This is a genomic window from Haloarcula hispanica ATCC 33960, from assembly GCF_000223905.1.
GTDB classification, from domain to species: domain Archaea; phylum Halobacteriota; class Halobacteria; order Halobacteriales; family Haloarculaceae; genus Haloarcula; species Haloarcula hispanica.
On sequence record NC_015948.1, the window covers coordinates 214,830 to 240,993 of the forward strand.

The 26,164-nt window shown below is 61.6% G+C and carries 24 protein-coding genes, 2 tRNA genes, 2 rRNA genes and 1 other RNA gene; 21 read left to right on the forward strand and 8 right to left on the reverse strand.

Going from position 1 to position 26,164, the window contains the following annotated elements:
• The first annotated feature begins 184 nt into the window (after positions 1–184).
• The 4 genes from HAH_RS01120 to HAH_RS01135 all read left to right on the forward strand — a co-directional run bounded on the left by HAH_RS01120 (position 185) and on the right by HAH_RS01135 (position 5,359).
• Positions 185–3,115, forward strand: a 23S ribosomal RNA gene (locus HAH_RS01120).
• Between the two features lie 130 nt (positions 3,116–3,245).
• Positions 3,246–3,368: ribosomal RNA gene (rrf, locus tag HAH_RS01125) — 5S ribosomal RNA — on the forward strand.
• A gap of 388 nt (positions 3,369–3,756) precedes the next feature.
• A tRNA-Cys gene (locus HAH_RS01130) sits at positions 3,757–3,832 on the forward strand.
• 414 nt (positions 3,833–4,246) lie between these two features.
• Complete coding sequence (locus tag HAH_RS01135) at positions 4,247–5,359, forward strand: DUF5305 domain-containing protein (protein ID WP_044951588.1); 1,113 nt, start codon at positions 4,247–4,249, stop codon at positions 5,357–5,359.
• Positions 5,360–5,369: 10 nt separating this feature from the next.
• Here HAH_RS01135 and HAH_RS01140 read toward each other — a convergent pair whose 3' ends face one another.
• Complete coding sequence (locus tag HAH_RS01140) at positions 5,370–6,584, reverse strand: hypothetical protein (protein ID WP_023843079.1); 1,215 nt, start codon at positions 6,582–6,584, stop codon at positions 5,370–5,372.
• Between the two features lie 92 nt (positions 6,585–6,676).
• Complete coding sequence (locus HAH_RS01145) at positions 6,677–7,204, reverse strand: hypothetical protein (RefSeq protein WP_014039244.1); 528 nt, start codon at positions 7,202–7,204, stop codon at positions 6,677–6,679.
• A gap of 163 nt (positions 7,205–7,367) precedes the next feature.
• On the opposite strand from HAH_RS01145, the gene HAH_RS01150 reads away from it, so the two are divergent.
• The 3 genes from HAH_RS01150 (at position 7,368) to HAH_RS01160 (ending at position 9,852) form a co-directional block, all read left to right on the forward strand.
• A complete protein-coding gene (locus tag HAH_RS01150) occupies positions 7,368–7,994 on the forward strand; it encodes a hypothetical protein (RefSeq protein WP_014039245.1) in 627 nt (208 codons plus the stop codon).
• A gap of 161 nt (positions 7,995–8,155) precedes the next feature.
• Entirely contained in the window at positions 8,156–8,716 is a 561-nt protein-coding gene (locus tag HAH_RS01155; protein ID WP_023843080.1) for a DUF7344 domain-containing protein, read from the forward strand.
• A complete protein-coding gene (locus HAH_RS01160; protein ID WP_014039247.1) occupies positions 8,713–9,852 on the forward strand; it encodes a LamG domain-containing protein in 1,140 nt (379 codons plus the stop codon). The genes HAH_RS01155 and HAH_RS01160 overlap by 4 nt, the downstream gene beginning before the upstream one ends.
• Positions 9,853–9,860: 8 nt before the next feature.
• Here the strand turns inward: HAH_RS01160 and HAH_RS01165 are convergent, their stop codons facing one another.
• Together HAH_RS01165 and HAH_RS01170 are read right to left on the reverse strand one after the other, a co-directional pair.
• Positions 9,861–11,006, reverse strand: coding sequence for a signal peptidase I (locus tag HAH_RS01165; RefSeq protein ID WP_014039248.1), 1,146 nt, complete (start codon positions 11,004–11,006; stop codon positions 9,861–9,863).
• Between the two features lie 175 nt (positions 11,007–11,181).
• On the reverse strand, positions 11,182–11,595 hold the full coding sequence (locus HAH_RS01170; protein WP_014039249.1) for a hypothetical protein: 414 nt from the start codon (positions 11,593–11,595) through the stop codon (positions 11,182–11,184).
• Between the two features lie 79 nt (positions 11,596–11,674).
• Between HAH_RS01170 and HAH_RS01175 the strand changes: the two genes are divergently transcribed.
• The 4 genes from HAH_RS01175 (at position 11,675) to HAH_RS01190 (ending at position 13,647) form a co-directional block, all read left to right on the forward strand.
• The gene (locus HAH_RS01175; protein ID WP_014039250.1) at positions 11,675–11,983 is read left to right on the forward strand and encodes a hypothetical protein; all 309 of its coding nucleotides are present in this window, start codon (positions 11,675–11,677) and stop codon (positions 11,981–11,983) included.
• Between the two features lie 111 nt (positions 11,984–12,094).
• Positions 12,095–12,274: a hypothetical protein gene (locus tag HAH_RS01180; protein ID WP_014039251.1), complete on the forward strand. Its 180-nt coding sequence runs from the start codon at positions 12,095–12,097 to the stop codon at positions 12,272–12,274.
• 59 nt (positions 12,275–12,333) lie between these two features.
• On the forward strand, positions 12,334–12,666 hold the full coding sequence (locus HAH_RS01185; protein WP_014039252.1) for a hypothetical protein: 333 nt from the start codon (positions 12,334–12,336) through the stop codon (positions 12,664–12,666).
• 111 nt (positions 12,667–12,777) lie between these two features.
• Entirely contained in the window at positions 12,778–13,647 is an 870-nt protein-coding gene (locus HAH_RS01190) for a hypothetical protein (protein WP_014039253.1), read from the forward strand.
• 38 nt (positions 13,648–13,685) lie between these two features.
• On the opposite strand, the gene HAH_RS01195 is transcribed toward HAH_RS01190, so the two are convergent.
• From HAH_RS01195 to HAH_RS19815, 4 genes are all read right to left on the reverse strand, one after another.
• Positions 13,686–13,913 carry a hypothetical protein gene (locus HAH_RS01195; protein WP_023843081.1) on the reverse strand — a complete coding sequence of 76 codons (228 nt, stop codon included), beginning with the start codon at positions 13,911–13,913 and terminating at the stop codon, positions 13,686–13,688.
• 198 nt (positions 13,914–14,111) lie between these two features.
• Positions 14,112–14,185: transfer RNA gene (locus HAH_RS01200), tRNA-Lys, on the reverse strand.
• A gap of 34 nt (positions 14,186–14,219) precedes the next feature.
• Positions 14,220–14,897, reverse strand: a complete 678-nt coding sequence (locus tag HAH_RS01205; RefSeq protein WP_014039255.1) for a DUF7119 family protein — start codon at positions 14,895–14,897, stop codon at positions 14,220–14,222.
• A 128-nt stretch (positions 14,898–15,025) separates the two neighbouring features.
• Positions 15,026–15,172, reverse strand: a complete 147-nt coding sequence (locus HAH_RS19815; protein ID WP_008311379.1) for a hypothetical protein — start codon at positions 15,170–15,172, stop codon at positions 15,026–15,028.
• A 271-nt stretch (positions 15,173–15,443) separates the two neighbouring features.
• Here HAH_RS19815 and HAH_RS01210 point away from each other — a divergent pair, with 271 nt between their 5' ends.
• The 10 genes from HAH_RS01210 to HAH_RS01250 all read left to right on the forward strand — a co-directional run bounded on the left by HAH_RS01210 (position 15,444) and on the right by HAH_RS01250 (position 25,956).
• Positions 15,444–15,785 carry a hypothetical protein gene (locus HAH_RS01210; RefSeq protein ID WP_014039256.1) on the forward strand — a complete coding sequence of 114 codons (342 nt, stop codon included), beginning with the start codon at positions 15,444–15,446 and terminating at the stop codon, positions 15,783–15,785.
• Positions 15,786–15,877: 92 nt separating this feature from the next.
• A complete protein-coding gene (locus HAH_RS01215; RefSeq protein ID WP_014039257.1) occupies positions 15,878–17,641 on the forward strand; it encodes a nitrite/sulfite reductase in 1,764 nt (587 codons plus the stop codon).
• Between the two features lie 327 nt (positions 17,642–17,968).
• An RNA gene (gene rnpB, locus HAH_RS15120) (RNase P RNA component) lies at positions 17,969–18,443 on the forward strand.
• Positions 18,444–18,504: 61 nt separating this feature from the next.
• Positions 18,505–19,116, forward strand: coding sequence for a hypothetical protein (locus HAH_RS01220; protein ID WP_014039258.1), 612 nt, complete (start codon positions 18,505–18,507; stop codon positions 19,114–19,116).
• 49 nt (positions 19,117–19,165) lie between these two features.
• The gene (gene uvrB / locus HAH_RS01225) at positions 19,166–21,226 is read left to right on the forward strand and encodes an excinuclease ABC subunit UvrB (RefSeq protein WP_014039259.1); all 2,061 of its coding nucleotides are present in this window, start codon (positions 19,166–19,168) and stop codon (positions 21,224–21,226) included.
• A gap of 177 nt (positions 21,227–21,403) precedes the next feature.
• On the forward strand, positions 21,404–22,009 hold the full coding sequence (gene cbiT, locus HAH_RS01230) for a precorrin-6Y C5,15-methyltransferase (decarboxylating) subunit CbiT (RefSeq protein ID WP_044951598.1): 606 nt from the start codon (positions 21,404–21,406) through the stop codon (positions 22,007–22,009).
• A complete protein-coding gene (locus tag HAH_RS01235) occupies positions 22,006–22,803 on the forward strand; it encodes a cobalt-factor II C(20)-methyltransferase (RefSeq protein WP_014039261.1) in 798 nt (265 codons plus the stop codon). Before cbiT ends, HAH_RS01235 begins: the two co-directional genes overlap by 4 nt.
• Positions 22,796–23,698, forward strand: coding sequence for a cobalt-precorrin-4/precorrin-4 C(11)-methyltransferase (locus HAH_RS01240; RefSeq protein ID WP_014039262.1), 903 nt, complete (start codon positions 22,796–22,798; stop codon positions 23,696–23,698). Before HAH_RS01235 ends, HAH_RS01240 begins: the two co-directional genes overlap by 8 nt.
• A gap of 363 nt (positions 23,699–24,061) precedes the next feature.
• Positions 24,062–25,033, forward strand: a complete 972-nt coding sequence (cbiG, locus tag HAH_RS01245) for a cobalt-precorrin 5A hydrolase (RefSeq protein ID WP_014039263.1) — start codon at positions 24,062–24,064, stop codon at positions 25,031–25,033.
• Positions 25,034–25,191: 158 nt separating this feature from the next.
• A complete protein-coding gene (locus HAH_RS01250) occupies positions 25,192–25,956 on the forward strand; it encodes an SDR family oxidoreductase (RefSeq protein ID WP_014039264.1) in 765 nt (254 codons plus the stop codon).
• The last annotated feature ends 208 nt before the right edge of the window (positions 25,957–26,164 follow it).

Below are 26,164 nucleotides of genomic sequence, written 5' to 3' on the forward strand. Positions count from 1 at the left end.
GAACCGTGCCCCTTAAGTGTGGGACGGCGATGGGATATGGTACGACGACAGATGCACCAGGCCGGGTGAAACCGAGCCTGGGAAGGGTCGATTCGCCCACCATCTCCACCTTGGGGGCGAATATGAAACCGTGTGTACGTGCGATCCAGGCGTCCACTGGACTCGTTCAGTTGAACGGGTCACAACGACGTTGGCTACTATGCCAGCTGGTGGATTGCTCGGCTCAGGCGCTGATGAAGGACGTGCCAAGCTGCGATAAGCCATGGGGAGCCGCACGGAGGCGAAGAACCATGGATTTCCGAATGAGAATCTCTCTAACAATTGCTTCGCGCAATGAGGAACCCCGAGAACTGAAACATCTCAGTATCGGGAGGAAAAGAAAACGCAACGTGATGTCGTTAGTAACCGCGAGTGAACGCGATACAGCCCAAACCGAAGCCCTCACGGGCAATGTGGTGTCCGGGCTACCTCTCATCAGCCGACCGTCTTCACGAAGTCTCTTGGAATAGAGCGTGATACAGGGTGACAACCCCGTACTGAAGACCAGTACGCTGTGCGGTAGTGCCAGAGTAGCGGGGGTTGGATATCCCTCGCGAATAACGCAGGCATCGACTGCGAAGGCTAAACACAACCTGAGACCGATAGTGAACAAGTAGTGTGAACGAACGCTGCAAAGTACCCTCAGAAGGGAGGCGAAATAGAGCATGAAATCAGTTGGCGATCGAGCGACAGGGCATACAAGGTCCTGTAACGAATGACCGACGCGCGAGCGTCCAGTAAGACTTACAGGAAGCCGATGTTCTGTCGTACGTTTTGAAAAACGAGCCAGGGAGTGTGTCTGTATGGCAAGTCTAACCGGAGCATCCGGGGAGGCACAGGGAAACCGACATGGCCGCAGGGCTTTGCCCGAGGGCCGCCGTCTTCAAGGGCGGGGAGCCATGTGGACACGACCCGAATCCGGACGATCTACGCATGGACAAGATGAAGCGTGCCGAAAGGCACGTGGAAGTCTGTTAGAGTTGGTGTCCTACAATACCCTCTCGTGATCTATGTGTAGGGGTGAAAGGCCCATCGAGTCCGGCAACAGCTGGTTCCAATCGAAACATGTCGAAGCATGACCTCCGCCGAGGTAGTCTGTGGGGTAGAGCGACCGATTGGTGTGTCCGCCTCCGAGAGGAGTCGGCACACCTGTCAAACTCCAAACCTACAGACGCTGTTTGACGCGGGGATTCCGGTGCGCGGGGTAAGCCTGTGTACCAGGAGGGGAACAACCCAGAGATAGGTTAAGGTCCCCAAGTGTGGATTAAGTGTAATCCTCTGAAGGTGGTCTCGAGCCCTAGACAGCCGGGAGGTGAGCTTAGAAGCAGCTACCCTCTAAGAAAAGCGTAACAGCTTACCGGCCGAGGTTTGAGGCGCCCAAAATGATCGGGACTCAAATCCACCACCGAGACCTGTCCGTACCACTCATACTGGTAATCGAGTAGATTGGCGCTCTAATTGGATGGAAGCGGGGGCGAGAGCTCCTGTGGACCGATTAGTGACGAAAATCCTGGCCATAGTAGCAGCGATAGTCGGGTGAGAACCCCGACGGCCTAATGGATAAGGGTTCCTCAGCACTGCTGATCAGCTGAGGGTTAGCCGGTCCTAAGTCATACCGCAACTCGACTATGACGAAATGGGAAACGGGTTAATATTCCCGTGCCACTATGCAGTGAAAGTTGACGCCCTGGGGTCGATCACGCCGGGTTTTCGCCCGGTCGAACCGTCCAACTCCGTGGAAACCGTAATGGTACGAAGCGGACGAACGGCGGTATAGGGAAACGTGATTCAACCTGGGGCCCATGAAAAGACGAGCATAGTGTCCGTACCGAGAACCGACACAGGTGTCCATGGCGGCGAAAGCCAAGGCCTGTCGGGAGCAACCAACGTTAGGGAATTCGGCAAGTTAGTCCCGTACCTTCGGAAGAAGGGATGCCTGCTCCGGAACGGAGCAGGTCGCAGTGACTCGGAAGCTCGGACTGTCTAGTAACAACATAGGTGACCGCAAATCCGCAAGGACTCGTACGGTCACTGAATCCTGCCCAGTGCAGGTATCTGAACACCTCGTACAAGAGGACGAAGGACCTGTCAACGGCGGGGGTAACTATGACCCTCTTAAGGTAGCGTAGTACCTTGCCGCATCAGTAGCGGCTTGCATGAATGGATTAACCAGAGCTTCACTGTCCCAACGTTGGGCCCGGTGAACTGTACATTCCAGTGCGGAGTCTGGAGACACCCAGGGGGAAGCGAAGACCCTATGGAGCTTTACTGCAGGCTGTCGCTGAGACGTGGTCGCCGATGTGCAGCATAGGTAGGAGACGTTACACAGGTACCCGCGCTAGCGGGCCACCGAGTCAACAGTGAAATACTACCCGTCGGTGACTGCGACTCTCACTCCGGGAGGAGGACACCGATAGCCGGGCAGTTTGACTGGGGCGGTACGCGCTCGAAAAGATATCGAGCGCGCCCTATGGCTATCTCAGCCGGGACAGAGACCCGGCGAAGAGTGCAAGAGCAAAAGATAGCTTGACAGTGTTCTTCCCAACGAGGAACGCTGACGCGAAAGCGTGGTCTAGCGAACCAATTAGCCTGCTTGATGCGGGCAATTGATGACAGAAAAGCTACCCTAGGGATAACAGAGTCGTCACTCGCAAGAGCACATATCGACCGAGTGGCTTGCTACCTCGATGTCGGTTCCCTCCATCCTGCCCGTGCAGAAGCGGGCAAGGGTGAGGTTGTTCGCCTATTAAAGGAGGTCGTGAGCTGGGTTTAGACCGTCGTGAGACAGGTCGGCTGCTATCTACTGGGTGTGTTATGGTGTCTGACAAGAACGACCGTATAGTACGAGAGGAACTACGGTTGGTGGCCACTGGTGTACCGGTTGTTCGAGAGAGCACGTGCCGGGTAGCCACGCCGCACGGGGTAAGAGCTGAACGCATCTAAGCTCGAAACCCACTTGGAAAAGAGACACCGCCGAGGTCCCGCGTACAAGACGCGGTCGATAGACTTGGGGTGTGCGCGTCGAGGTAACGAGACGTTAAGCCCACGAGCACTAACAGACCAAAGCCATCATTCATACGCACTGTGACTCATTCACCGACGATTTACTCGTCGCTGAACGAGTCCAGGCGCAAACTGGATCGCACGGACAGACGGTGGACCCGATCGAGACTGGTACTTTCGTGGTTCGATTCCACGACTCGACGTTAGGCGGCCACAGCGGTGGGGTTGCCTCCCGTACCCATCCCGAACACGGAAGATAAGCCCACCAGCGTTCCGGGGAGTACTGGAGTGCGCGAGCCTCTGGGAAACGCGGTTCGCCGCCACCATTCATACTTACATAGCCCACTCAGGAGAGGTATCTCTCCCGAGTGGGCTTTCTGTATTTGTACAAACCGAGAGCTACGTGGCTGGATCGAGAGTTCGCAGACTTGTGAAGTCGAATTGAACGAATTCACAGCACTCCTCGACGGTGTCGCACCTGCTGTCTGTCGAGATGGTCCGAGCGGATCTTGACGATGTACGGCTCGTGTATGCCGTTAATTCCGCCGCGGGTCGCACTACTTGCCAACGCGAGCAGTTTGGTTCTTTGGACGGGGACAATCATCAATCTACAGTACTATCCCGGTCGAGGGAACGGTGATCTGGATCAGGCAGAGAGTAATGGCTAATCGAATTCGCTACGCTTAAACGACCGAGTTGACTACCTCTATTCGCGCCAAGGTGGCAGAGTCTGGCCTAACGCAGCGGCCTGCAGAGCCGCCCATCGCCGGTTCAAATCCGGCCCTTGGCTTCCTCGTCTCTTACACCCCCGAGAAGTGCCGGTACGTAACTGTTACCTGCCTTTCTCTATAGACTCGACGTTGTGAACTGTTGCTCGAAAACGGTTGCACACAGAATCAAGACTCTATCGAAGAATACAGTACGGGCAGGCCGCTCATGGAATCCGCTTTCGACGGGGCAACGCCCGACCTATCGGGGTCGCACGAACTATAGTAGCCATTGAAAATCAATGCACACCTGATCGCACTGCCGTCGTGCGATCAGTGTGTAAATCGTTTCGATTGTTACTATAGTGTACGGCCACAAACTGGTTCCCGGGACATTCGAAGCTGGAGTTAGCGGAGATGGGGGCGGCGGAGAAAGATGGATGACGCTGCTGACCCGGTATCAACTCTTATTTGTCGGCACCAGTATTACAGTTGCAATGGGGTTGTTGGGACGGGAAATACGGCGGACAGTCGTCGACAACTACGAACTGCTACTGATTTGTCTGATCGCCATCGCTGCGGTTGGCGGATATCTCACGTATACGGGCCACGTTGCTCCGGGAACGGACACGACTACGCGTCAGGTGTCGTCGTGGCAGTCGTCCGGATCGTTCTCCCACAATGCGACAGTTCGCAACGGTACCTCGGCGTTTCCAGAGGGTGAAGTGCTCGAAGATCAACCTGTGTATCTCCGGACGGTCGCCCCCGTATTGGACGGCGCGTTTACGTACACGTACAGCGCCAGCAACGAAAGCGACCTTACGGCCTCGGCTGACGTGTTTGTTCAGTATCGCTCCGTCGAATCAACCCAGAACGGAGAGCTCGTCTACTGGGAGGTCAAACGACCACTGACACAAGGCACTGTGCAGTCGCTGGCCGCGGGTGAGCGGCTGACGGTTCCGTTCTCGCTGAATGTCAGTCGCGCAGCCGAAACTGTTCGACGTATCGATTCGGAACACGGTCAGACGTCCGGTCGACTTGAGATGGCGGTGGTCTCTCAGGTGGCTCTTTCGGGGACGCGCAACGGGCAGTCGGTCGACACGACTCGGACGTATCGCCTCCCGATTATCCCGAGGCAGAGCAGCTACCGGGTCGAAAACGCTGGCCCGGTGCCGAACAGTGGTGACCGAACCGTCGAAGCGCAGGTGGAAAAAGCGTACGGACCGATCTGGACTCTCGGTGGCCCAGTGCTCCTGCTTGGTAGCTTTAGTGGTGCTGCTGCCCTCGTCTACGGGCGCACGACCGACTATCTCACACTGACCGACGCCGAGCGCCGATGGCTCGCATACAAGTCCGCCCGTGAGGAGTTTGACGATTGGATAACCGTCGGCCGGGCTGATCCAGTCGACGACGACGTCTGGACGACTTCAGTTGATTCGCTCGTCGGGCTCGTGGACGTCGCAATAGACACCGAGGAACGTATCATCGAGTCAGATAGCGATTCTGAACTCATCGTGTACACTGGTGACCGACTGTTTCGGTACGCGCCTCCGCCAGAACCCGGAACTGATTCGACTGTGGGAAACAGTGACGCTGAGACACCGGACTGACCGGATTGTTTTACTGCTTTTCGGTGCCGTCGTCGTCGGCTTGCAGTTCGGGCAGTGCATCGAGTTCTGGGACCAGCCGGTACCCGGTCACCGTGCCGACTGCAGCGGAGAACGCGAGCGCCGCAACCAGCTGCGAGACTGGGCCGAAGCCAGCGCCTGAGGCAGCTGCCACGACAAGAACCGTGAGTACGATTCCGGCAAGACCGATCGCGGTCTCGCGGACAGCGACGCGCCGGAACCGGCGACGGCGGTCACTCGGTTGCGTCTGGAGTACCGGGAGGACATCGTGATATCGCGTCTGCACGAGGTAGTTCGTCACTACGGCGAGCAGGCCAGCGATGAACGCCCACGGCCCCCAGCTAATTCCGAATGCCGGCTCGAAGCCGAGCGTGAATCCGTTCGGTTCGGCTGACTGTTGACTTTCGGGTGTCGTCGGCACGGGCTCAGCGCCACCGCCGGCCACGGTTTCGGGTTCTTCTTCGCTGGTGGTGGGCGTCTCAGCCGGTTCGTCGGTCGACGTCCCGACACCAGTACCGCTGCCACCGCTTCCGCCGCCAGCGGCTGTTTCAGTCTCGTTCCCGTCATCGTTTACGGTCTCGTTCGTCGAGTTACTGTCCGTCGGCGTTGGCGTCGGCGTCGTGGGATCGCCCCCGCCCTGCGTACCACTCCCATCATCGTTACTGGGTGGCACACCGCCACCACCGCCACCGGTTGACCCACCGCCGCTCCCACCGTTGCTCTCGTCCCCTTCGGTTGACTGCTGTTCGGGAACAGGGGCGGTGATCGATATCGTGCCAGTGAAGTTGCGCTCCGCTGGCGTCACTGCCAGCCCAAAGCGCACTGATTCGTCGGGCTCCAGCGAGACAGTGTCGCCGGCGACTTGTGCTCCGGTGTCCATCCGGTACATGCGAACTGTTTCCGGCTCGCTGTCCAGTTCGACGGTAGCGGCACTATCAGTCCCCTCGTAGCCCGCAAACCCGACGACGAACAGGTCATCGACGCGGGTCTGACCGTTCGGGAGCACTGGTGAAAGACTGATGCGTAGCTGCCCTGTCTCGTCGTATTCGACGTACTGGTCCCCGTTTACCGTGTCAGCGGGAGCCAAGTAGACGCCGGAGTTCCGGTCGGGTGCAACCTCGTCGCCGTCGATGAAGGCACCTGTTGCCATAGCGGTCCCTGCGAGGAGGACGACCGCTGCCATGACAGCGATGAGAGTGCGATTCATAGTTGGTTGTGTCGTGCCGACTGCGTTGGATCTTCGTGTGTGCCTGTATCTGGGCCTGTTGGTCGGCGGCCAGCGCCGGAATCGCGTTTCACTTACTGCTGGACCGCCTCGACGACGAAGGTCACGTCGCTGATCTCGCTGAGATCGTCGCCATCGACGCCGTCATCTCGGAGGTCGACAACGATGTCCAGTTCCACGGTGTCGCTGTAGCCGCCGTCTGAACTCCCGCCGTCGGGGTCGAGCGTGATAGCCTGGTCCGAGCCGACAATCGAGACGCCAGCGGACCCCTCCCGGAAGTCCAGAACTTCACCGTTTGTGGGGTCATCCCCAACCCCGGTAGTGCTGTCATCAATATAGAGGTTGACCTTGGATTGGCTGTTGTTGTCGACCTCCAAAGCGTTCTCGAAGCTGGTCTTCGCTTGTTCGTTGAGATTCGTCTGTTCGAAGTTGATGATATCAACCGACTCGTTTGTGTCCGTCCCGACGATGCTCGTGGCACCGCTCCCCGGGCTGAACCCCACCTGTGCCGATCCGGTATCGCCGGTGACTTCGAGATTGACGTTCCGGTCTGCTTCGATAGAGGTGAACGCACCGGATCCAAACACCGCACCCGTCCCCACACTGGCTGCACCAATACTAAGGAGAAAGCCACGCCGATTCATTGGAAGCTAGTTCACGGCATAGCGGCTTAGTACTGAACAGCGTTAGCGGCTTCAATGAGTGCTTTAGCCGGGCTAATGCAACAAAATAGTAAGTGGTACCCTCTCGATAAGCGAACTGAACATGAAACTGAACCGTAGAAGCGTACTCGGTCTCATCGGGACAGTCGGTATCGGATCTGGCGCGGCGTTCGGCTCTGGTGCATTTAGCACTGTCAGCGCAACGCGTGAAGTCGAAGTCAACGTCGTTGGCGCTGACGGCAACGGCTCCGAGATCGCAACCGAATTTACTGACGTGCTTGTCGACGCGTCCGCCGATGAGGTTGCGCTTCGGAATAGCAACGACGATCTCGTTACCGACGCTACGACCCTGTTTCCGAAGAGTTCTGACTCTCTTACTACCGACGGCGCCACGACTGTTTCGACCGACTACGTAAGCCTCATCGCGAACGACGTATCTGTCGTCTTTGGATACGAGGACGGTGGAACCGACGAACGGCTGATGCCAAACAGTACGTACGACTATGAAAGTGGGTTCTTCAAACTGGTCAACAACGACGACGGAAACTCGACGGCGTTCAACGTTGAGCTGAGTACCGGCAGCGGCCTTCTTTCCGATATCAACGGGAGCGGCGATACCCACAGCGAAGAGGTGTCTGCGGGCGGGGTTTCTGACCTCTCTGCAACCCTCGAAACGGGCGACAGCGCCCAGGAAACCGAAGACCTGACAATCACAATCACTGAAGTATAACGGGTTGGCTCTGCTGTTCGACTCCTTCATCTATCCATGCCCTGCTGCCGGCAGACGCCTGTCCCTGGCGGTGGATATCTAGCGTAGAAAACACATTTACTTACCATTTACAATCAAATACGAACAAAAAATCTATCAAGTAGTGCAGTCTAAACAGAAACATGGGACAGGTGGGGGTTAGCCGGCCAGAAGAGCGACAGCTATCGCGTGATGACGTATACGACATACTGAGCAACCAACGGCGCCGGTACGCTTTACACGCGATAAAACAGGAGGACGAGTGCGCCGAACTCTCTGACCTTGCCGAGCAAGTCGCTGCGTGGGAAAACGACAAGTGCATTCAGGAGATCACGTCCACGGAGCGACACCGCGTGTACACGTCAATGCAGCAGACACACCTCCCGACACTTGAACGCGCGGGCGTCATCACGCACGACAACGGGACAGTTACGATGACCGATACAGCTGACAGCCTTGACGTGTATCTTGATGTCGTCCCGGGGGATTCGATTCCGTGGGCGGAGTACTATCTCGGACTCGCCGCTGTTTCGTTAGCGCTCGTCGTCGCTGTCTGGGTCGGTGTCTTTCCACCGTCGGTTCCGTCGCTCGTGTGGCCGACGGTCATCACGCTGTTGTTTCTCGTCTCTGCGGCGTACCACGTCACGGAGACTCGCCGGCTGCAACTCGGCGCAGCCGATAAGCCACCGGAGTTGTCGGAATGAACAAGAAGTGGACCCGACGTGGTGCACTCGCGTTCATCGCCAGCGGTGCAGGACTGCTCGCTGCCGAAACAGCCGGTGTCACTACCATCGACGCAAAGCGGTCCAGTAACCTGAAAGCGACCGACGGCAGCGATGCACTGCTTGGTATCGACATCGGCCCAGTCAGTGGAATGGACGGCCAGCAAGTGACACTGCTAACGCTCACCAACAACTTCGACCAGCAACTTACGAGTGTTCGTGTCAGCCCCGGTCCCGCTCCACCGTTCGAAACTGTCCAGACGCCGAACAGGCTTCTGCCGGGCGAGAGCGGCGATGTCACAACGACGCTCGCCTGTGACTCAGAAGGGAGTACCACTGTCAACCTTGATATCACTGCTACCGGCGACGACCAGCGTATCGAACTGAGCCGATCGGTTTCAGTCGAGTGTCGCGACCCCAGGGTGTCGTGGTGGCACTTCGAAGATGTTAGCAGAACGGATATCCCGGATTCCTGGGCCGCTGGCAACGATGGCGAACGGGAGTTTAGTTTTGACAGGGACCGCGACCGCTTTTATGAACCAGACCTAGCGACATCCAGTCAGGGCCGCGGCGAAGTGCTCGATTTCGATGGTGACGATGCTGTCACCGTTCCTGACGACGATTCCCTTGACCTGACTGACGACTTCTCGCTCTCTGCCTGGGTATTCCCTCGAATCCAAGGCGGCCTCACACGACTGTTCAGCAAATGGGACTCCAGTGGCGACGATAGCTATCAGTTCGGCTTCGGTGGTGGCTGGAAGGGTTCGGACGACAGAGAACTGCTCATCGAGACCACCGACGATAACAAACTCACGGGTGTTTCGCTGACGAAGAACCAATGGGCACACGTCGTGTGGACCCACGGATCACAGGACAAGGTGTACGTCAACGGGACGCAAAAGGGGCCGACGTTTTCGCTCCCCGATGCGCAGGCGTCCGAACAACCGCTTCGAATCGGTACAGGACTCAATTCTGGCGGGAACGCTATCTATGGATTCGACGGTGCCATGGACGAACCCAAGGTGTACGACGCCGCGCTCACCGCCGAGCAGGTGAGCAATCTCTACAATTCAAGCACGGCAAGCGCAGGTGGTGGCGGCGGCGATATCACCGGCTGAACCCGCGATCATTCACGCCCAAGCAGGCGGCGTACCTGTCGCTTCAGCGGGACCGACCGGTCCCGGCTCCGCTCGCGCGTTGTTCCGAACCCGAAGGTCGCCCCAACTGCCGCTGTGAGGCTTCCTAACACCAGGAGATTGAACGCCCCGATTGCCACCAGCGGGTGGACTCGGTGCAGTCCCGCGATGACGCCCGGCGGTGCTAACAGGAAGTACCGGTGCTCTTCGACGGTCACGACCGCCTGTTCGCCCGGTGGTGGGGCGGGCACCGACAGCGTTGCCGTCGCGGACCCGCCGCGCTGGACGACAAGCCGGTTACGGTCCATCGCCGCGTCCGGGTGCGACGATTCGAGGATGATGAGCATCGTTACCAGTCCGCCGTTTTCGGCAGTGAACTCGCTTTCGACGGTCTCCCCGGGCGTGACATCCTCGCTGGTGCTGTCGATGGTGACGCTGTGAGTGCCGCTCGGAGCGACCATCGCCGCGTTGGCTGGGACGAGAATCAACACTGCCAGTGCGAGTATAACCGTCCAGCCATTGATGGCGTCCCCATCGCGCGAACGAGTCCGTTCTCTGGTCCGCTCCTCGCTGGCCCGGAAGCTGTCGACGAAGACGAGTAGAAACAGCCCGAGCCCGATAGAGATGAACAGTCCACTGAGGCCCTGCCCGCTCGTCAGGTCGCTGTTGCCCGGCCCGCCAATCAATACCAAGCCGCTTTCTGCCGCCGTTCGAGCGGAGCTGATGGCGGTGCCGAGACCGGGGAGTCGGACGACCTGTCCGTTGATCTGGAGTGCTGTCGCGACGACTCGGTCGTCCGTGACAACCGGCTCACCTCCGCTCTGGTCTCTGAAGGGGTTGTTGTCCCCTTTCGTGATGTAGCCGCCGTCGGTCTCCGCGACGACCCGGTGTGTCGTCAGTCCGCCGCCCTGTAGCTCGACCGCTTCGAACACGATGACGTCCCCCGGCTCAATCTCGCCAGCGACGGGTGCAGGAACGGCGACGAACGCGTCGCCCGTGTTCAGCGTCGGCGACATACTCCCTGAGGTCACGTACCCCAGCAGGATCGGCTGCCCGAGGAGTTGCCCGATAACGAGGGAGAGAACGACGAGGACAGCAAGCAGGGTGAACGCGTCCTCGACGGCCTGCCGCAGCATACCTGCAGTAGCCGGTCACTGGTTTTCAACCCTCCGAACAGCGGAGCAGTCGACGCAGTCGCTCATTATCCGAAGCGTACGAAATCGGCGCATGTGGTCTCTGCGCGCGACGCACTGTCGTATGGCGACCGCGTGGCAGGCCAGTTCTGGTCGACCATATCACTGACCGTCTCGATCACTCTGTTTCGACAGGGATCGTGTGGACCTGCCGGAGCGGCGCGATGTGTGCTTTCGCCGCCTCGTCCAGTGGAAAGGTCCCGTGGATGTCGGCCGGGACCTGGCCGTGGACGACACGCCCGAACGGCGCGGCGGCGGTGGGATACACCTGCTCGGCCAACCGGGCGACAGGGGCCGCGACATCGAGGCCTTCCAGCGCTTCCTTCACAGCCGCTTCGCCGACGTGAACGGACTCGCCTTCAATCAGGATGAACGCAAACGGCAGGTCGTCGAACTGTGCCTGGAGAAACGCCTGAATCGCGTCGGACTCCCAGGGGACCGGCGTGATGTCCGTGGCACAGCGGGTTACCGTCTCGGCAGCGCGCCGGAACAGGTCGGTACTGCCGTCGTAGACGAGAAGCGACTGAGTCACACCCCCTGTACGGGTTTGGGCCGTTTGAACGTTGTGTAGTGTCACAACGGCTTATGTTTCTGTCCCTCTACGTTTCTGTATGGACGCACGGGACGAACCGATGACCAGACTCGCCCGGCGACTCGAAACAGTACTGGAGAGCGCGCTTGCCGATAGCGTGTCGTGGACGGTCACTACTGACGGCCCAGTCGTCGCTCGACTGCCCGACCGCGAGTTCGCGTTCGAGCGGAACGATAGCCTGGATGGGTACCGGTGGACAGTCGTGTTACGCGCGGACGGGGCGGTCGTGAGCAAGTTCGGACCGTTCGAGACGGTCGACGGCGTCGTCGAGCAGGTCGAATCGCTCGTTCACTCAGAGGTTCGGTACACGGTTTGCTGTGACGGCTAACTGTCCCAGCGCCAGCACTACCCATCACGCGAATTCAGCGGCCGCGTTTCGGTCAGCGACACGTCGCTCGTGGGTAATCTCTATACGAACCCCGCACCAACGGATAGGTGTATGAGTTTGCTCAAGAGCAAGCACCTCCTCAACGGGATCGTCTCACTGGTCGTCAGCGTCGGTATCACTGTCTGGCTGGCCGACGACGAGGACGCGCCGTGGAGCCTGACTGACATGGCCATGGCCGTCGCTATTTCGTCGTTCCTGTCCGGCTTTTTCACCAGCTACTTCGCCGACTGACGGTCGGGCGACTCTCTGAACAGGGGAACACCGATGCCGTTCCGGCCCGTCCGACTGGTATGGACAAACCAGAACCCGTCGACGACTGGCCCCACCGCCCATTCTCGCCGACGGAAGCCAGTGCCTTGCTGGAAGACATCGATGGCGCTGTCGCGGTCTGGGTGATGCACCACGACAACGACGTTCGGTCGGCCGTCGTTCTCGATGACGCCCCCGAGGACGCAGTCATCGACATTGTCGTCGAGACCGAGGCTGCCTTCGAAATGTACAGTTACACGAGCGGCGTGTGGATGGACTACGGTACGCAGCGGAAAGACGATCCGGATGCCCCGTCGATGGCAGGGACGCTCGACAGCTACGACGTTCTCGCTGGCGAGTCCGATATAGCCTGATCGATGCGATACATCGACACCGCCGTTACTGGGGCGAGACGCCCCTACCACCCGTCTATCAAGACACTCGAAAAGTAATCATTAAACGGCGCGGCGACTGACCCTCCTGATATGCAACGACGAGCCGCGGCGGCGTACTTCGCGTTCTTCCTCGTTATCAGTGTTGCTGCGTACGCCTACATCGGCGTCGCGGAGAGTCAGCGGCCGGCGGTGTCGCTCGACGCTGACGCCGAACTGACCAACGAGAGTACGTTCACTGTCGACGGAACGGAATACACAGCCACGAACATCCACATGTCCGGCGGCGGCGGTGGCGGCCACGGCGGCGGTGGCGGTGGCAGCATGGCAGCTGACCTCTCTTGGACGAACGAATCGTCACGGTATACAGCGACGCTAGAGCACAACGCCACGACGACCTACCAGAACGATACCTACCGCGTGCACACTGACAGCAACGAGAGTACGGTGACCCTCGAAGAAGAACTCAACGTCAGTGCGCTCCTCGCCGAGGACACCTCGGTCAAGAACACGCTGGCGACCCAGAACGGGACCGAGTACGTAGTCTACCGGTCGAACAACACGCAAGTCCCGCTGAGTGAATGGCTCCCAGAGCCGGAGACGGTGTCGTTCACCACCGGCGATACCTACCCGCACGCGACCGATAGCGGCACCCAGGAGACCACGATCTCCGAAGTGACCGACGACGGCGCGACCCTCGAATGGTTCGCACCGCGCGAGAACACAATCGAACTTTCGGAGGGTGGGAACGTCACGCTGAACGAGCAGCAGTTCTTCACGCACTTCCCAGACCATAGCACCGTCCAGATCGTCCCGATTCAGCAGTACGACCAGTACCAGACGACGCTCGACCAGCAGGACTACTTCCACGAGCGCAAGAACGGCATCTGGGGCGTCTCGATACTCTCGGGCATCGCTGCCGTGCTGATGCTAGGGATGGCGTATATGCCCGTCCGCGGATAACAAGACGTCTGTTTTCGGCTCTGTTCTCGGCGACTGACTTACGCGTCGGCTGCCCAGCTGATGTACGCCAGTCCGACACCGATCAACCCCATCACGACCGCTGCCGCCAGTTGTATAATTACCGCGCCCATCGACGCGTACGTCTGCCACGGCGTGCTGGCAATCGCAGCGAGCGTGGCGACGACGAGCAGTACGCCCACAGTCACGCCCAACGGGCGCAGCGGTTGCGCGAGTGCGCGCTGAATTGTACCGGTATTTCCGTCCATACTGGTGCCATCCGCCGTCTCGGTGGTAAATGAACCGGTCTCGAACTCTGTCCTGTCGCGCTGCTTCTTGTACACAGAACAGCGGGCCGGGCAGGAGTTGAACCACCTGCACTTCGCTCACTACGTTCGCTCGTGCCGTAGTTCAACTCCTTCCTGCCGGTTCACTCACCGACTCGCGGTGCTTGTCGGTTCGTTGCACGGGCCGGGAGGGAGTTGAACCCCCGACCATCTGGTTAAAAGCCAGACGCTCTGCCTAACTGAGCTACCGGCCCTCGCTATTCGCTCGGGGGAGCGGCGATTAAGACCTTACGGTCCGTCGTCGAAGTACGATTCGATAGCCTCGCTGATGACTTCTCCGGGGGAGGCCCCATCGAGTGCGGCCTGCCGGCGGAGTCGACAGTAGGCGTCGCGGCCGAGTTGTGTCCGCAACTCGCCCAGCGCGTACCCGTTTCTGGCGAGCGCCGCGTCCACGGACGCGCCGTCGTTGACACTGCTGGCAACGGACCGGATCTGGCGGACGGTGAGGTTGTGGTCGAGGGCGGCCCACGCCAGCAGGAGGCGGGACTCGCCGGAGACTCTGGCGATGTGTTTGGCCGCCGTCGGCGCAATTTCCCCCTTGGCGACGTGAATCCGGACGGACCGGGGGAGGTCGTGCACGCGGGACCACTTCCGGATGAACGAGACCGAGGCTTCGCCACCGGCCCGTTCGGCAGCGGCCTTGTAGGACCCCTCACCACGGACCAGGGCTGCACACGCGGCTGCGCCGCGCAGAATGAACACGTTGTCATCGGCGCCGGCGGTGTTCTCGGAGAACTTCTCGACCGTTCTGGCGGCGAGCTCGAGGCTCTCGGAGTCGTCGGGATCGAACTCGATGGCCTCCTCGGGCCGCTGGCCAGTGAGTGCCGGGTCCCCGCGGATGACCGGTTTACCGACCGGTGATTCACGGTCGGTCGATGGAACGTAATTGTCGGGCCCCTCAGGCATCGATACGTGCTTGGGGAGCACCGCACAAAAGTATCCCGTACAGGGGTGTCATACAGGCTATTGTAAGTCATTCCGGGATTTCGCCGACCCGGGCCGGCGCAATTAATACGCAGTCACAACAGTCTGTATCAGTCGTCAGAGGCGCTCTCGCGCTCTTCGCTCATGTGCTCCCAGATTTCTGTGCAACCGCAGCCATCCTCGACGTTGTCGAGGTGGTCTGTGGTCGGCTCTTCGCGTTCGGCGTCGTCGTCGTGGGTCTGTTGTGCGTTCGTCATCGTTTCTGTCACAGCAGCGACCTGCGTGGCCGCCGCGTGGTGTCGTACTCCTTCGTAACGCCCCCACTATCTTAAACACGGACTCTCCTGTAAGCTTGGCCCGCACTGCGACTTACAGGCAACATATGTTTGTATCTCGTACAGATCCCACCAAATAGTGGGTCATTATGTTCTGATACACTCACCGCATGACTGCGGTGGATTCGACCCGATCCGGTGATACTTGTGACCGCCGATGCTCTCAGGTATCTCTGGAATCTAATGATATGTAATGACGACCGACGTTCACCAGCTCGACGACGGGGCCTGGATTTCCGTCAACGACTCGCGGGAAGTGAACGTCTCGGACCTGTGGTTGTTGGCTCGAAGCGACTTCTGTGGGTGTGAGACGACGGATTTCCTCGCCGAGGGGTTCGTAAAAGTGGGCGTGGATTACCCGGATATTCAGGCGCGAATAGCCGGTCAGTGTATCGCCTGCGGTGAAAGCGGTGTTACCGACTGGCTGACGGTCGGCCGCGTCGTAGACCCCGATTCCGGCGAATTCTACGGTGTCGTCCACGAGAGCGTCCATTTTCCGGAGAAGCGAACCCGGCTTGCCCGTCCCGATGAATAGGCAACAATTTCTTGTTTCGGGGAGTGGTGGCGACGGTTGACGGCAAAGTGTGTTGTATAAGTCTGTGAGACTTGTGGAAGAACACATTAGCTATGCCCAGTAAAGTCGAGAAATGGAAGGACGAGGTCTACGGTAACGAGATTCGAGAGCATCTGATGGAGTTCGCAGAGAAGGGCTGGGACGCCATTCCGGAAGACGAGCACGACGCCTGGTTCGAGCGCTTCAAATGGTGGGGGCTGTACCACCAGCGTTCCGGCCAGGAGTCGTATTTCATGATGCGCATCGGGACGCCAAACGGCGTCATCAAGCCCGGCCAGCTCGAAGTCATCGGCGAAGTCGCGAAGGAGTACGCGACCGGCCCCGTCGATAACCCCGAGTTCGGCGAGGCCTACTGTGACTGGACGACCCGCCAGAGCATCCAGCTCCACTGGATCAAACTGGAGGACATCCCGGAGATCTTCGAGAAGCTCGAAGCCGTCGGTTTGGGCACCCAGCAGGCCTGCGGTGACTCCTGGCGGAACATCGTCGGCTGTCCCGTCGCCGGCAAGGACAAACACGAGCACGTCGACGCCTGGCCCGTCGCCGAGGACCTCCACGAGACGTTCAAGGGCAACGACGACTACTCGAACCTCCCGCGCAAGTGGAAGGTCGCCATCGCCGGCTGTGACGAAGGCTGTGGCCAGGGCGACATCAACGACCTCGCCTTCGAGCCCGCCGAGAAGGACGGCGAACTCGGCTTCAACGTCCGTATCGGCGGGGGCCTCTCCCGCAAGGAACCGCGCCTCGCCCGCGATATCGACGTGTGGGTGCCGCCGGAGCAGGCCGCCGACGTGGCCCACGGCATGTCCGCGCTCTTCCGCGACCACGGCGACCGCGAGGACCGCTTCAACGCCCGCATCAAGTTCCTCATGGACGAGTGGGGGCCGGAAAAGATGCGCTCGGTCCTCCAGGACGACTACGTCGACTTCGAACTGCCGACCGCCGGCGAGGACATGCGCGACCAGTACAGCTACAACACCGGGTCCCAGGACGGGCACAACGACCACGTCGGGATTCACGAACAGAAGGACGGCAACTACTACGTCGGCCTGAACGTCCTGGTCGGCCGCATGGGCGCCGACGACGTGCTCGAACTCGCGGAACTCGCCGACGAGTACGGTTCCGGCGAGGTCCGCTTGACCCAGCGCCAGAACATCATCGTCACTGACGTCCCCGAGGAGAACCTCGACGAGTTCACCAGCGAACCCCTCCTTGAGAACTACTCCCCCGAGCCGTCGCCGTTCATGCGCGGCTCCATCGCCTGCACGGGCACGGAGTACTGCTCGCTCTCTATCGTCGAGACGAAGAACCGCCAGGTCCGCTACGCCCGCTGGCTCAAGGACAACGTCGAACTGCCCGAGGACCACAAGGACTTCCACATCCACCTCTCTGGCTGTACGGCCTCCTGTGCCCAGCCCCAGATCGCCGACGTGTCCCTGCGCGGCATGAAGACCCGCAAGGACGGCGAACCGGTCGAGGCGCTCGACATCGGTCTCGGCGGCGGCCTCGGCGACGACCCGCGCTTCGCCGACTGGGTGGAGATGCGCGTCCCGGCCGACGAAGTCCCCGGCGCGATCAAGAACCTCGTCAACAACTTCAAGAACGCCCGCGAGGGCGGCGAGACCTTCCGTGACTTCGTGGAGGACCGCGACGAGGAAACGCTGGCCGAGATGGTCGAGCCCGAAGAGACGGACTACCACGACCCGTACATGCACAACACGAAGATGACGTGGTACCCCTACGCAGAGGACGACGACATGCAGTCCTCGCCTGCGCCGACTGACGGCTCTGGTGAGCCCCTGCCCTCCGACGACTAAGGCGCACTGCTGGGCATTCGCGTCTCGACTGTTGTCGAATTGCGCTGTGACCCGCCTTTCTCACACAGTTTCTCCCGACGCTGTGGCCGGGAGCGCGCTCTGTCGCGCGACCCGGGGGAGGGCAGGTCTGCCTGAGGATGAGACACAATTTAAGTCACCGTGAACATACCGCGAGCGAAGCGAGCGGTTTCCCCGGACTCGCCGCGGTGTGGCGAGTCCGGCCTTTTTCGTCGACGTTTTTCAAGGAGTGGTTCGCGCTTCGCGCGAACCCGACGCAGAAAAAGGTCGTTGGTAAGCCTTATTCGCCGCACTGGCATAGCAGTAAGTGGCAGCGGGAGGCCGGCTCCCGTGGCGCAAGCCATGAGGAAAGTCCCCCCACCTGTCGGACAGGTGACCGGGCGCAAGCCCGGGGCGGGAGACCGTCGGCTCTGGAACAGCAACGACACGTCGTCGCCGGACCGATGAGGTGTGCGAATCCCGAGCGAGGCTGGTCGTGCCCCACCAGACGGTGCGGCACGCGGCCAAAGCGAGGGAGAGTTAACCCACCGAGGGCAGTCGCGACCCGGTGACTCCGGGGCGCGCAGTTGTGGACCACATCCGTGCTCCACCCGTGGGCCGCAGACGCCCCACGCATTCCGTGGGCCGCAAACGCCCCACGCTTCCGGCGACGGACCGATGGAACGGCGAAACCTCACCGGTGCAAGGCCGCGTCGACAGGTAGTCCGACGCCGCGCGCAAGCGCTGGACGTGGCCGCTCAGCCGAATGCTGGCCCGAACAGAAGGGGGCTTACTCCCCGCAGCCATACGAGCCTTCGAGCGGCGGGTCCGATGGTTACAAGCCCGCGCCGGCCGCAGGCCAGTGTATGACCGCAGCCGACCTTATCGACGCCGTTCGTGACGACCAGCAGACGGAACTCTCCCGACTTGGCTCCTCGAAGACGCTGTACGCCGACACCCGCGGCGAGATGGAACCGGACGTAGTGCTTTCGGCGGCCGCCGCCCGCGAGCAGGCAGCTCACGACACGTTCGACGCCTGGAGCGACGACGGCCACGACGACGCGGCGGTGCTGTTCGCCGATGCGGCGGGCGAGACGGCTGAGCGCCGCGATAGCATCGACGCCGATCCGGTCGACCGGACGCCGGCAATGCACGGCGTGCTCGCTGACCTCGATGGGACCGTCGAACGCCTCGGCGGCTTCGTCGGCTGGTCGCTCGTCGACAAGAAGGTCAAAGAGCAGTACACCGGCTTCTTCACCGGCCAAGCGGACCCACAGACGGCGAGTACGTTCCGCAGCGCCGGCAGCGACGTGGTGGACCTCCGCGACGAGGCCGCCGAACTGCTCGATGCGGTGTGTGAGAGCGACGACGACTGGGACGCCGCGGAGGCTGCTGCTATCGATGTCATCTCGACGGCTTACGACGAATACTTCGAGACGCTCGAAGATCTCGGCGTGAACCCGAAGCCGGTCTGCTAACGCTTCACGAACCACGCGGCTCAAGTCCGTCCAGCCCGATGTGTGGGTAATGAGCGACACCGGCGGACCACTCTCTATCGACCGACCAGATGTCGACCGCGAGTTCCGTGTCGACGCCCCGTTCGAGCCGGCGGGCGACCAGCCCGAGGCTATCGAAGGGCTCGCGTCGGGCTATCGCCAGGGGATGGACCGGCAGACCCTGCTCGGTGTGACTGGCTCCGGGAAGACAAACACCGTTTCCTGGGTCGTCGAGGAGATTCAGCAACCGACCCTCGTTATCGCCCACAACAAGACCCTCGCGGCCCAGCTCTACGAGGAGTTCCGCGAGCTGTTCCCGGATAACGCCGTCGAGTACTTCGTCTCCTACTACGACTACTACCAGCCCGAGGCTTACGTCGAGCAGACGGACACCTTCATCGACAAGGACGCCTCCATCAACGACGAGATCGACCGGCTGCGCCACTCCGCGACGCGCTCGCTACTCACCCGGGACGACGTCATCGTCGTCGCGTCGGTGTCGGCCATCTACGGGCTCGGTGACCCGCGAAACTACATCGACATGTCCCTCTCGCTCGAGGTGGGCCAGGAGATCGAGCGCGACGACCTGCTCGGTCGGCTGGTCGACCTGAACTACGAGCGCAACGATGTGGACTTCACGCAGGGGACCTTCCGCGTGCGCGGGGACACGCTGGAGATCTACCCGATGTACGCCCGCTACGCCCTCCGAGTGGAGTTCTGGGGCGACGAGATCGACCGGATGCTGAAGGTCGACCCGCTGGAGGGCGAGGTCAAAAGCGAGGAACCGGCCGCCCTGCTCCACCCGGCGGAGCACTACTCGATTCCCGAACAGCGGCTCCAGCGGGCCATCGACGAAATCGAGGAACTGCTGGACCAGCGTATCAGCTACTTCGAGCGACAGGGCGACCACGTCGCCGCCCAGCGCATCGAGGAGCGGACCACGTTCGACATCGAGATGATGCAGGAGACGGGTTACTGCTCGGGCATCGAGAACTACTCGGTCCACCTCTCGGACCGTGAGACCGGCGAAGCCCCATACACCCTGCTGGATTACTTCCCCGACGACTTCCTCACCGTCGTCGACGAGTCCCACCAGACGCTCCCCCAGATCCGCGGCCAGTTCGAGGGCGACAAGAGCCGCAAGGAGAGCCTCGTCGAGAACGGCTTCCGCCTGCCGACGGCCTTCGATAACCGCCCGCTCACCTTCGAGGAGTTCGAGGAGAAGACCGACCAGACGCTGTACGTGAGCGCCACGCCCGGTGACTACGAGCGCGAACACAGCGACCAGGTGGTTGAGCAGATTGTCCGCCCCACCCACCTCGTGGACCCGGCCGTCGAAATCGCATCGGCGACGGGACAGGTTGAGGACCTGCTGGAGCGAATCGACGAGCGCGTCGAACGCGACGAGCGGGTGCTGGTGACCACACTCACGAAACGCATGGCCGAGGACCTCACGGAGTACCTCGAAGAGTCCGGCGTGAACGTCGCCTACATGCACGACGAGACGGACACGCTGGAACGGCACGAACTCATCCGGTCGCTCCGGCTTGGCGACATCGACGTGCTGGTCGGCATCAATCTCCTCCGGGAGGGGCTGGACATCCCCGAGGTGTCGCTCGTTGCGATTCTGGACGCCGACCAGGAGGGGTTCCTCCGGTCGGAGACGACGCTGGTACAGACGATGGGCCGGGCCGCCCGGAACGTCAACGGCGAGGTCGTGCTGTACGCCGACGAGCGCAGCAACGCCATGCAGGCAGCCATCCAGGAGACCCAGCGCCGCCGGCGCATCCAGCAGCAGTACAACGAGGAACACGGCTTCGAGCCGACGACTATCGAGAAGGAAGTCGGCGAAACGAACCTGCCGGGGAGCAAGACCGACACCGGCGGCATTTCCAGCGACGGCGCGAGCGACGCCGACGAGGCCGCCCGCCAGATAGAGCAACTGGAAGAACGGATGCAGGAGGCCGCGGACAACCTGGAGTTCGAACTGGCCGCGGACATCAGAGACCGCATCCGCGAACTGCGCGAGGAGTTCGATCTGGACGGCGGCGACGACAGCGACGGCGTGCCGGCACCCGGTCCGGAGTTCTGACCCGGAATCTAGACTCTGGTCTGACCCGGGTTCTGGGCACCGCTCTGATACTGCCCGCTCGCGCTGCTGTCAATCGGCCCGCTGACTCGCCCCTGTCCGGCACCGATGCCGCTGTCATCTCGACTTGGATTAATACAACCAAAATTGTTTTACGCGCTACTGCAGTTGTATAGCGTGATGTCCCGCGTCTCGCTCCCACACGATGCGAAGGCCGGTCCCACCAAGCCGGAGGTCCGGGCCGTTCTCGCTAGCAAACTCGCTCTCACCGGGTCCGACCACTTCGCGGAGGTCGGTTCCTGTACCGGCGCCGTCACCATCACGGCGGCGCGCCGGGCCGGGCGGGTCACTGCGCTCGAACGCAAGGGGAACCGACTCGACGTGACTCGCAAGAACCTCGCCGCTAACGACGTCGACGCCGATGTCGAACTGCGTGAGGCCGAGGCCCCGGAGGGCTTGCCGGACGACGCCGACGCCCTCTTCCTCGGCGGGTCGCGCAACTACGAGGCCATCCTCGACCACGCGGTCGAGACCGGCGTCAACCGAATCGTGATGAACGTCTCGCGGCTCGAAGTCGCTGGCGCGGCGACGGAGGCCTTCCGTGAGCGCGACATTCTGGAGGAGGTCGTCCAGTTCCAGGTGAGCCACGGCTACGAACTCGCCGGCGCGACGAGTTTCAACTCGGAGAACCCGGTGTACATGCTCGTCGGCAGCGCCAGCGAGGACGTTGCCGCCGACGGCGGGTCGCCGGCCGAATCTGCGGCGCAGGACGGAGGCGACCGATGACGCTCTACGGCATCGGTCTCGGCCCCGGGCAGCCCGACCTGGTGACCGTCCGCGGGAAGCGCGCCCTCGAATCCGCCGACGTGGTGTACTCGCCGGGGCGGCTCTCGCGCTCGGTCGCGACCGAACACGTCCCCGAGGAGCGCATCGGCGACCTCGACTTCCCGATGACACGCGACGAGGAGAAACTCCGGGCGGCTTGGAAGGACGCCGCCGCCGAAATCGCGCCGACGGCCCGCGACGGCGACGCCGCTTTCGTCACGCTCGGGGACCCGAACGTCTACTCGACCTTTGGCCATCTCCGGCGGACGCTGGCGGCGTTCCACCCCGAGGTCGACCTCGAAGTGGTACCCGGCGTCAGCGCCATGTCGGCGTTCGCGACGGCGCTCGGCGTCGAAATCACCGCGGGGTCAAGCTTAGCGCTGCGTGAGGCCGACCGCGGCGCGTCGCCGACCGGCCCCGATCGGATGATCCTGTTCAAGGTGACCGACGCGCCGGCGACCCACGAGGGGCTGGTCGAGGCCGGCTACGACGTTGTGTACGGCCGCCGGCTGTTCATGGAACAGGGCGAGACAGTTGTCACGGACGACCCAAGCGAAATCGACGAGCGAGACTACTACACGCTGGCCTACGCCGAGAAGCCCGAGACCCGCGTCGAGCAGGCGACCGACGCCTTCCTCGAAGCGGCCGACGAGAGCGGCGTCGTGACCGACGGCGGCGAAAACGGGTCTGGGGCGGTAGTGCGACAGGAGCGCTCCGAAGCCGCTCTCTGTGGCGACGAGGTGCAGCATGACTGAGGAACCGAACGAGGCTGGCGAGACTGACAAGACGGACCCACAGACGGCAATCGACTCCGTCGCCGGGAACCGGGACGACCGCGTCTACGAGCACAACGCCGGCGACGAGCAGGAGGGCATCCCATTCGTCGGGGCCGGCCCGGGCAACCCCCGGCTGCTGACCGTCGCCGGCCGCGAACTGCTGGCCGACGCCGACCTCGTGGTCCACGCCGGCTCGCTCGTCAACAGCGAACTGCTGGAGGAGTACTGCGACGACGCCGAGACGGTCTCCTCTATCGGCAAGGACTTGGAGGAGCTGATTCCGCTGATGCGCGACGCCTACGAGGCCGGCGACACCGTCGTCCGGCTCCACAGCGGCGACCCCGCGATTTATGGAGCCGCGCTGGAGCAGATGGATGCGCTCGAACACGAGGGGGTCCCGACCTACATCGTTCCCGGCGTCACCTCGGCGTTCGCCGCCAGCGCGACGATGCGCACGCAGTTGACGCTGAACGAGGTCGCCAACCACGTCGCCTTCACCCGCCCGCAGGGCAAGACACTGGACGAGGACGAGGATCACATCTCCGAGTTCGTCGGCATGGGCGACGTGACGACCTGTATCTATCTGGGAACCCACGCCGTCAGCGAGACGATGGACCGTCTGCTCGAAGACGGCCACGACCCAGAGACGCCTGTTGCGGCGATTTATCACGCTTCCTGGCCCGACGAGGACGTCATCGAAGGCACGATTGCGACCATTGGCGAGAAACTGGAAGACGCGGGGTATCGCGCCTCCGCGATGGTCGTGATTGGGGACGCTGTTGGTGGTGAGGACTACGAGCGCTCCTTCCTCTATGGCGACTGGGCGAACCGTGGAAGTGACTCGACTGACGGAACGCAGGAAGCCGACGACTAGGATGACTCGTCAAATTGGTCAAGCACAATTCGAAAGCCCCCGGTCGCTCCGGTCGAGGGCCTCGCTGTGCGCGCTCGCTTCGCTCGCGTGCTTGCTTCGGCCGTCTTTCCGGAGCGACCGGCCCCTTTCAGTCCACCCGACAGCACCGCGCTGCACCGCGAGCCACACGCCTCCCCAACCGACTCACTCCCGACTGTCGTCGGCCGTTCGTCCCTCGCACAGCATCGGCGCGCCATCCGAGCGCGCCAGCGCGCGCCGACAGCAGTTTCGCGTCACCTCGCAGTCGAGTATTGACTCACAGACATCACCCACGCGGCTGCCCGGCCGGTCGCCTGGGGCAGTTTCACCGGCCGGACCTAACTCATGAGCACTGACACAGACGACGACTCCGGTTCGCACGGTTGCAAAGCACCCGATTCAGACGGCGAAGTAGCCGAGAATATCGCTATCGTCGCGTTCGAGCGGAAGATGGACACCGCCGAGGACATCGTCGACGGCATCGGCGACCGCTACGAGTCCATCGACATCCTCGAATACCACGGCGACGTGTTCGAGGAACACTGGGGCGAGTACGACTGCTTTATCGGGCTGATGGCGAGTGGCATCGCGATGCGCAAGACGGCCCACTTGCTCGACGACAAGTGGGACGACCCCGCAATCTGTGTCGTCGACGAGGAGCTCACCTGGGCCATCCCCATCACCGGCGGCCACCACGGCGCGAATCAGGTCGCCGACGACCTCGCAAGCATGGGCGCGGTGCCGGCGATGACGACCGCGAGCGAGGCCGCCGACAAGCAGGGCGTCGAGAAGCAGGCCAAGGCGCTTGACGCCCACGTCGTCAACGGGGACTCGACGGTCGCGACGAACCTCGCCGTGCTGGACGACGAACTCGGCCCCATCGAGCGCCTCGACGGCCCGAAGGCCGTGTTGGTCGACGACGACGTGACGGTGCTCAAGCGCAACAAGGACGACGGCGTCGTGCTCGGGTGTGGCAGCGTCGCCGGCGCGGATGTCGAGCAGTTCCACGCGGCCTGGGAACAGGCGCTGGACGAGGCCGACCTCGACCGCGACGACGTGGAGTTCATCGCGACTGGCACCCGAAAAGCCGACGAGGAAGGCATGCTCGCCGCTGCTGAGGAGTGGGGGCTGGGTGTCATTGCCTTCGAGAAGGAGACGTTGGAGGAGTTCGAGGGACCGACCCCCTCGCGGTCGAAGGAACTCATCGGGTGGCCGGGCATCGCCGAGGCGTCGGCCATCGCCGCCGGTAGCGAGCACGATCTGCTGGCCGAGAAGACCCGCTATGACGAAGCTGTGACCGTCGCTATCGGGCGCTAATCTCGCTTTTTCTCAGGCATTGCGGTTTCAGTTCCGGTCTTCGGTCACCGAGCAGCTACTGAACCATCTCTGGCCGCGACTCCACAACTGTCCCGAGTTCTTGCCGCTGTACAACTCTAAACTTATTTATTATGTGGACCTGTGGTGACAAATGTCGCATGACAACACTACTCGAAGACAAGACGGCGGTCGTCACGGGCGGCGCGAGCGGGTTCGGCCGGGCCATTTGCAAGACGTACGCCGAGAACGGCGCGGACGTTATTGTCGCGGACCTGCAGGAAGAACCACGCGAGGGCGGCGAACCGACCCACGAACTGGTCGAAGCCGAGACAGACCAAACAGCACACTTCGTCGAGTGCGACGTGACCAACCCCGACGACCTGGAGGTGGCTGTCACCGCGGCCGAGGAACTGGGTGGTATCGACATCATGGTCAACAACGCCGGCATCTCCGAGATAGCGGATTTCTACGAGACCACGGAGGAGGACTACGACCGGCTGATGGATGTGAACACGAAGGGTGTATTCTTCGGCGCGCAGGTCGCAACCGAGGCGATGCGGGAGAACGGCGGCGGCACCGTGATCAATATGTCCAGCTCCGGCGGCATCCGCGGCACCGGCCTGCTGGTCAACTACTGCACTTCGAAAGGCGCAGTCAGACTGTTCACCTACGCGCTCGCGGACCGCCTGAGCAACTACGACATCCGGGTCAACGCCATTCATCCGGGCTACAGCAAGACCCAGATGTTCGAGGACGAGCGCATCGACGACACGACGAAGATGATGCTGAAGGAACTCATCCCCTCGGGCCGCTTCGGCGAACCCGAGGAGATAGCCGACGTGGCGACGTTCCTCGCCAGCGATATGGCCTCCTACGTCAACGGCGAGAGCGTTGTAGTCGACGGAGGACTGACGAACACCTGACCGGGGGATATCGAACTGTTTGCGCTGCGATTCGTCGACGTGAGTACGGTTGCACAGCCACCGCTCTCGACTCTTCCCCGAGCTCGTATACAACCAAACTACCCCTTCCCAACACCTTCGGTTGGACTAGTACAAGCACAATTGTTTTATGCGAAAGCGGCGTTGTACTCACCATGCGCCACAGTATCGAGATTCGACCGGCGGCCCT

What these genes read in the sequence shown, in the direction of transcription:
- HAH_RS01140 (WP_023843079.1), bottom strand. Translation starts at nt 6,584, where the DNA reads ATGAATCGCACTCTCATCGCTGTCATGGCAGCGGTCGTCCTCCTCGCA.
- HAH_RS01180 (WP_014039251.1), top strand. Translation starts at nt 12,095, where the DNA reads ATGAGTTTGCTCAAGAGCAAGCACCTCCTCAACGGGATCGTCTCACTG.
- HAH_RS01195 (WP_023843081.1), bottom strand. Translation starts at nt 13,913, where the DNA reads ATGGACGGAAATACCGGTACAATTCAGCGCGCACTCGCGCAACCGCTG.
- cbiG (WP_014039263.1), top strand. Translation starts at nt 24,062, where the DNA reads ATGAGCACTGACACAGACGACGACTCCGGTTCGCACGGTTGCAAAGCA.
- HAH_RS01220 (WP_014039258.1), top strand. Translation starts at nt 18,505, where the DNA reads ATGACCGCAGCCGACCTTATCGACGCCGTTCGTGACGACCAGCAGACG.
- uvrB (WP_014039259.1), top strand. Translation starts at nt 19,166, where the DNA reads ATGAGCGACACCGGCGGACCACTCTCTATCGACCGACCAGATGTCGAC.
- HAH_RS01210 (WP_014039256.1), top strand. Translation starts at nt 15,444, where the DNA reads ATGACGACCGACGTTCACCAGCTCGACGACGGGGCCTGGATTTCCGTC.
- HAH_RS01205 (WP_014039255.1), bottom strand. Translation starts at nt 14,897, where the DNA reads ATGCCTGAGGGGCCCGACAATTACGTTCCATCGACCGACCGTGAATCA.
- HAH_RS01135 (WP_044951588.1), top strand. Translation starts at nt 4,247, where the DNA reads ATGGGGTTGTTGGGACGGGAAATACGGCGGACAGTCGTCGACAACTAC.
- HAH_RS01175 (WP_014039250.1), top strand. Translation starts at nt 11,675, where the DNA reads ATGGACGCACGGGACGAACCGATGACCAGACTCGCCCGGCGACTCGAA.
- HAH_RS01155 (WP_023843080.1), top strand. Translation starts at nt 8,156, where the DNA reads ATGGGACAGGTGGGGGTTAGCCGGCCAGAAGAGCGACAGCTATCGCGT.
- cbiT (WP_044951598.1), top strand. Translation starts at nt 21,404, where the DNA reads ATGTCCCGCGTCTCGCTCCCACACGATGCGAAGGCCGGTCCCACCAAG.
- HAH_RS01150 (WP_014039245.1), top strand. Translation starts at nt 7,368, where the DNA reads ATGAAACTGAACCGTAGAAGCGTACTCGGTCTCATCGGGACAGTCGGT.
- HAH_RS01190 (WP_014039253.1), top strand. Translation starts at nt 12,778, where the DNA reads ATGCAACGACGAGCCGCGGCGGCGTACTTCGCGTTCTTCCTCGTTATC.
- HAH_RS01215 (WP_014039257.1), top strand. Translation starts at nt 15,878, where the DNA reads ATGCCCAGTAAAGTCGAGAAATGGAAGGACGAGGTCTACGGTAACGAG.
- HAH_RS01250 (WP_014039264.1), top strand. Translation starts at nt 25,192, where the DNA reads ATGACAACACTACTCGAAGACAAGACGGCGGTCGTCACGGGCGGCGCG.
- HAH_RS01240 (WP_014039262.1), top strand. Translation starts at nt 22,796, where the DNA reads ATGACTGAGGAACCGAACGAGGCTGGCGAGACTGACAAGACGGACCCA.
- HAH_RS19815 (WP_008311379.1), bottom strand. Translation starts at nt 15,172, where the DNA reads ATGACGAACGCACAACAGACCCACGACGACGACGCCGAACGCGAAGAG.
- HAH_RS01165 (WP_014039248.1), bottom strand. Translation starts at nt 11,006, where the DNA reads ATGCTGCGGCAGGCCGTCGAGGACGCGTTCACCCTGCTTGCTGTCCTC.
- HAH_RS01235 (WP_014039261.1), top strand. Translation starts at nt 22,006, where the DNA reads ATGACGCTCTACGGCATCGGTCTCGGCCCCGGGCAGCCCGACCTGGTG.
- HAH_RS01185 (WP_014039252.1), top strand. Translation starts at nt 12,334, where the DNA reads ATGGACAAACCAGAACCCGTCGACGACTGGCCCCACCGCCCATTCTCG.
- HAH_RS01160 (WP_014039247.1), top strand. Translation starts at nt 8,713, where the DNA reads ATGAACAAGAAGTGGACCCGACGTGGTGCACTCGCGTTCATCGCCAGC.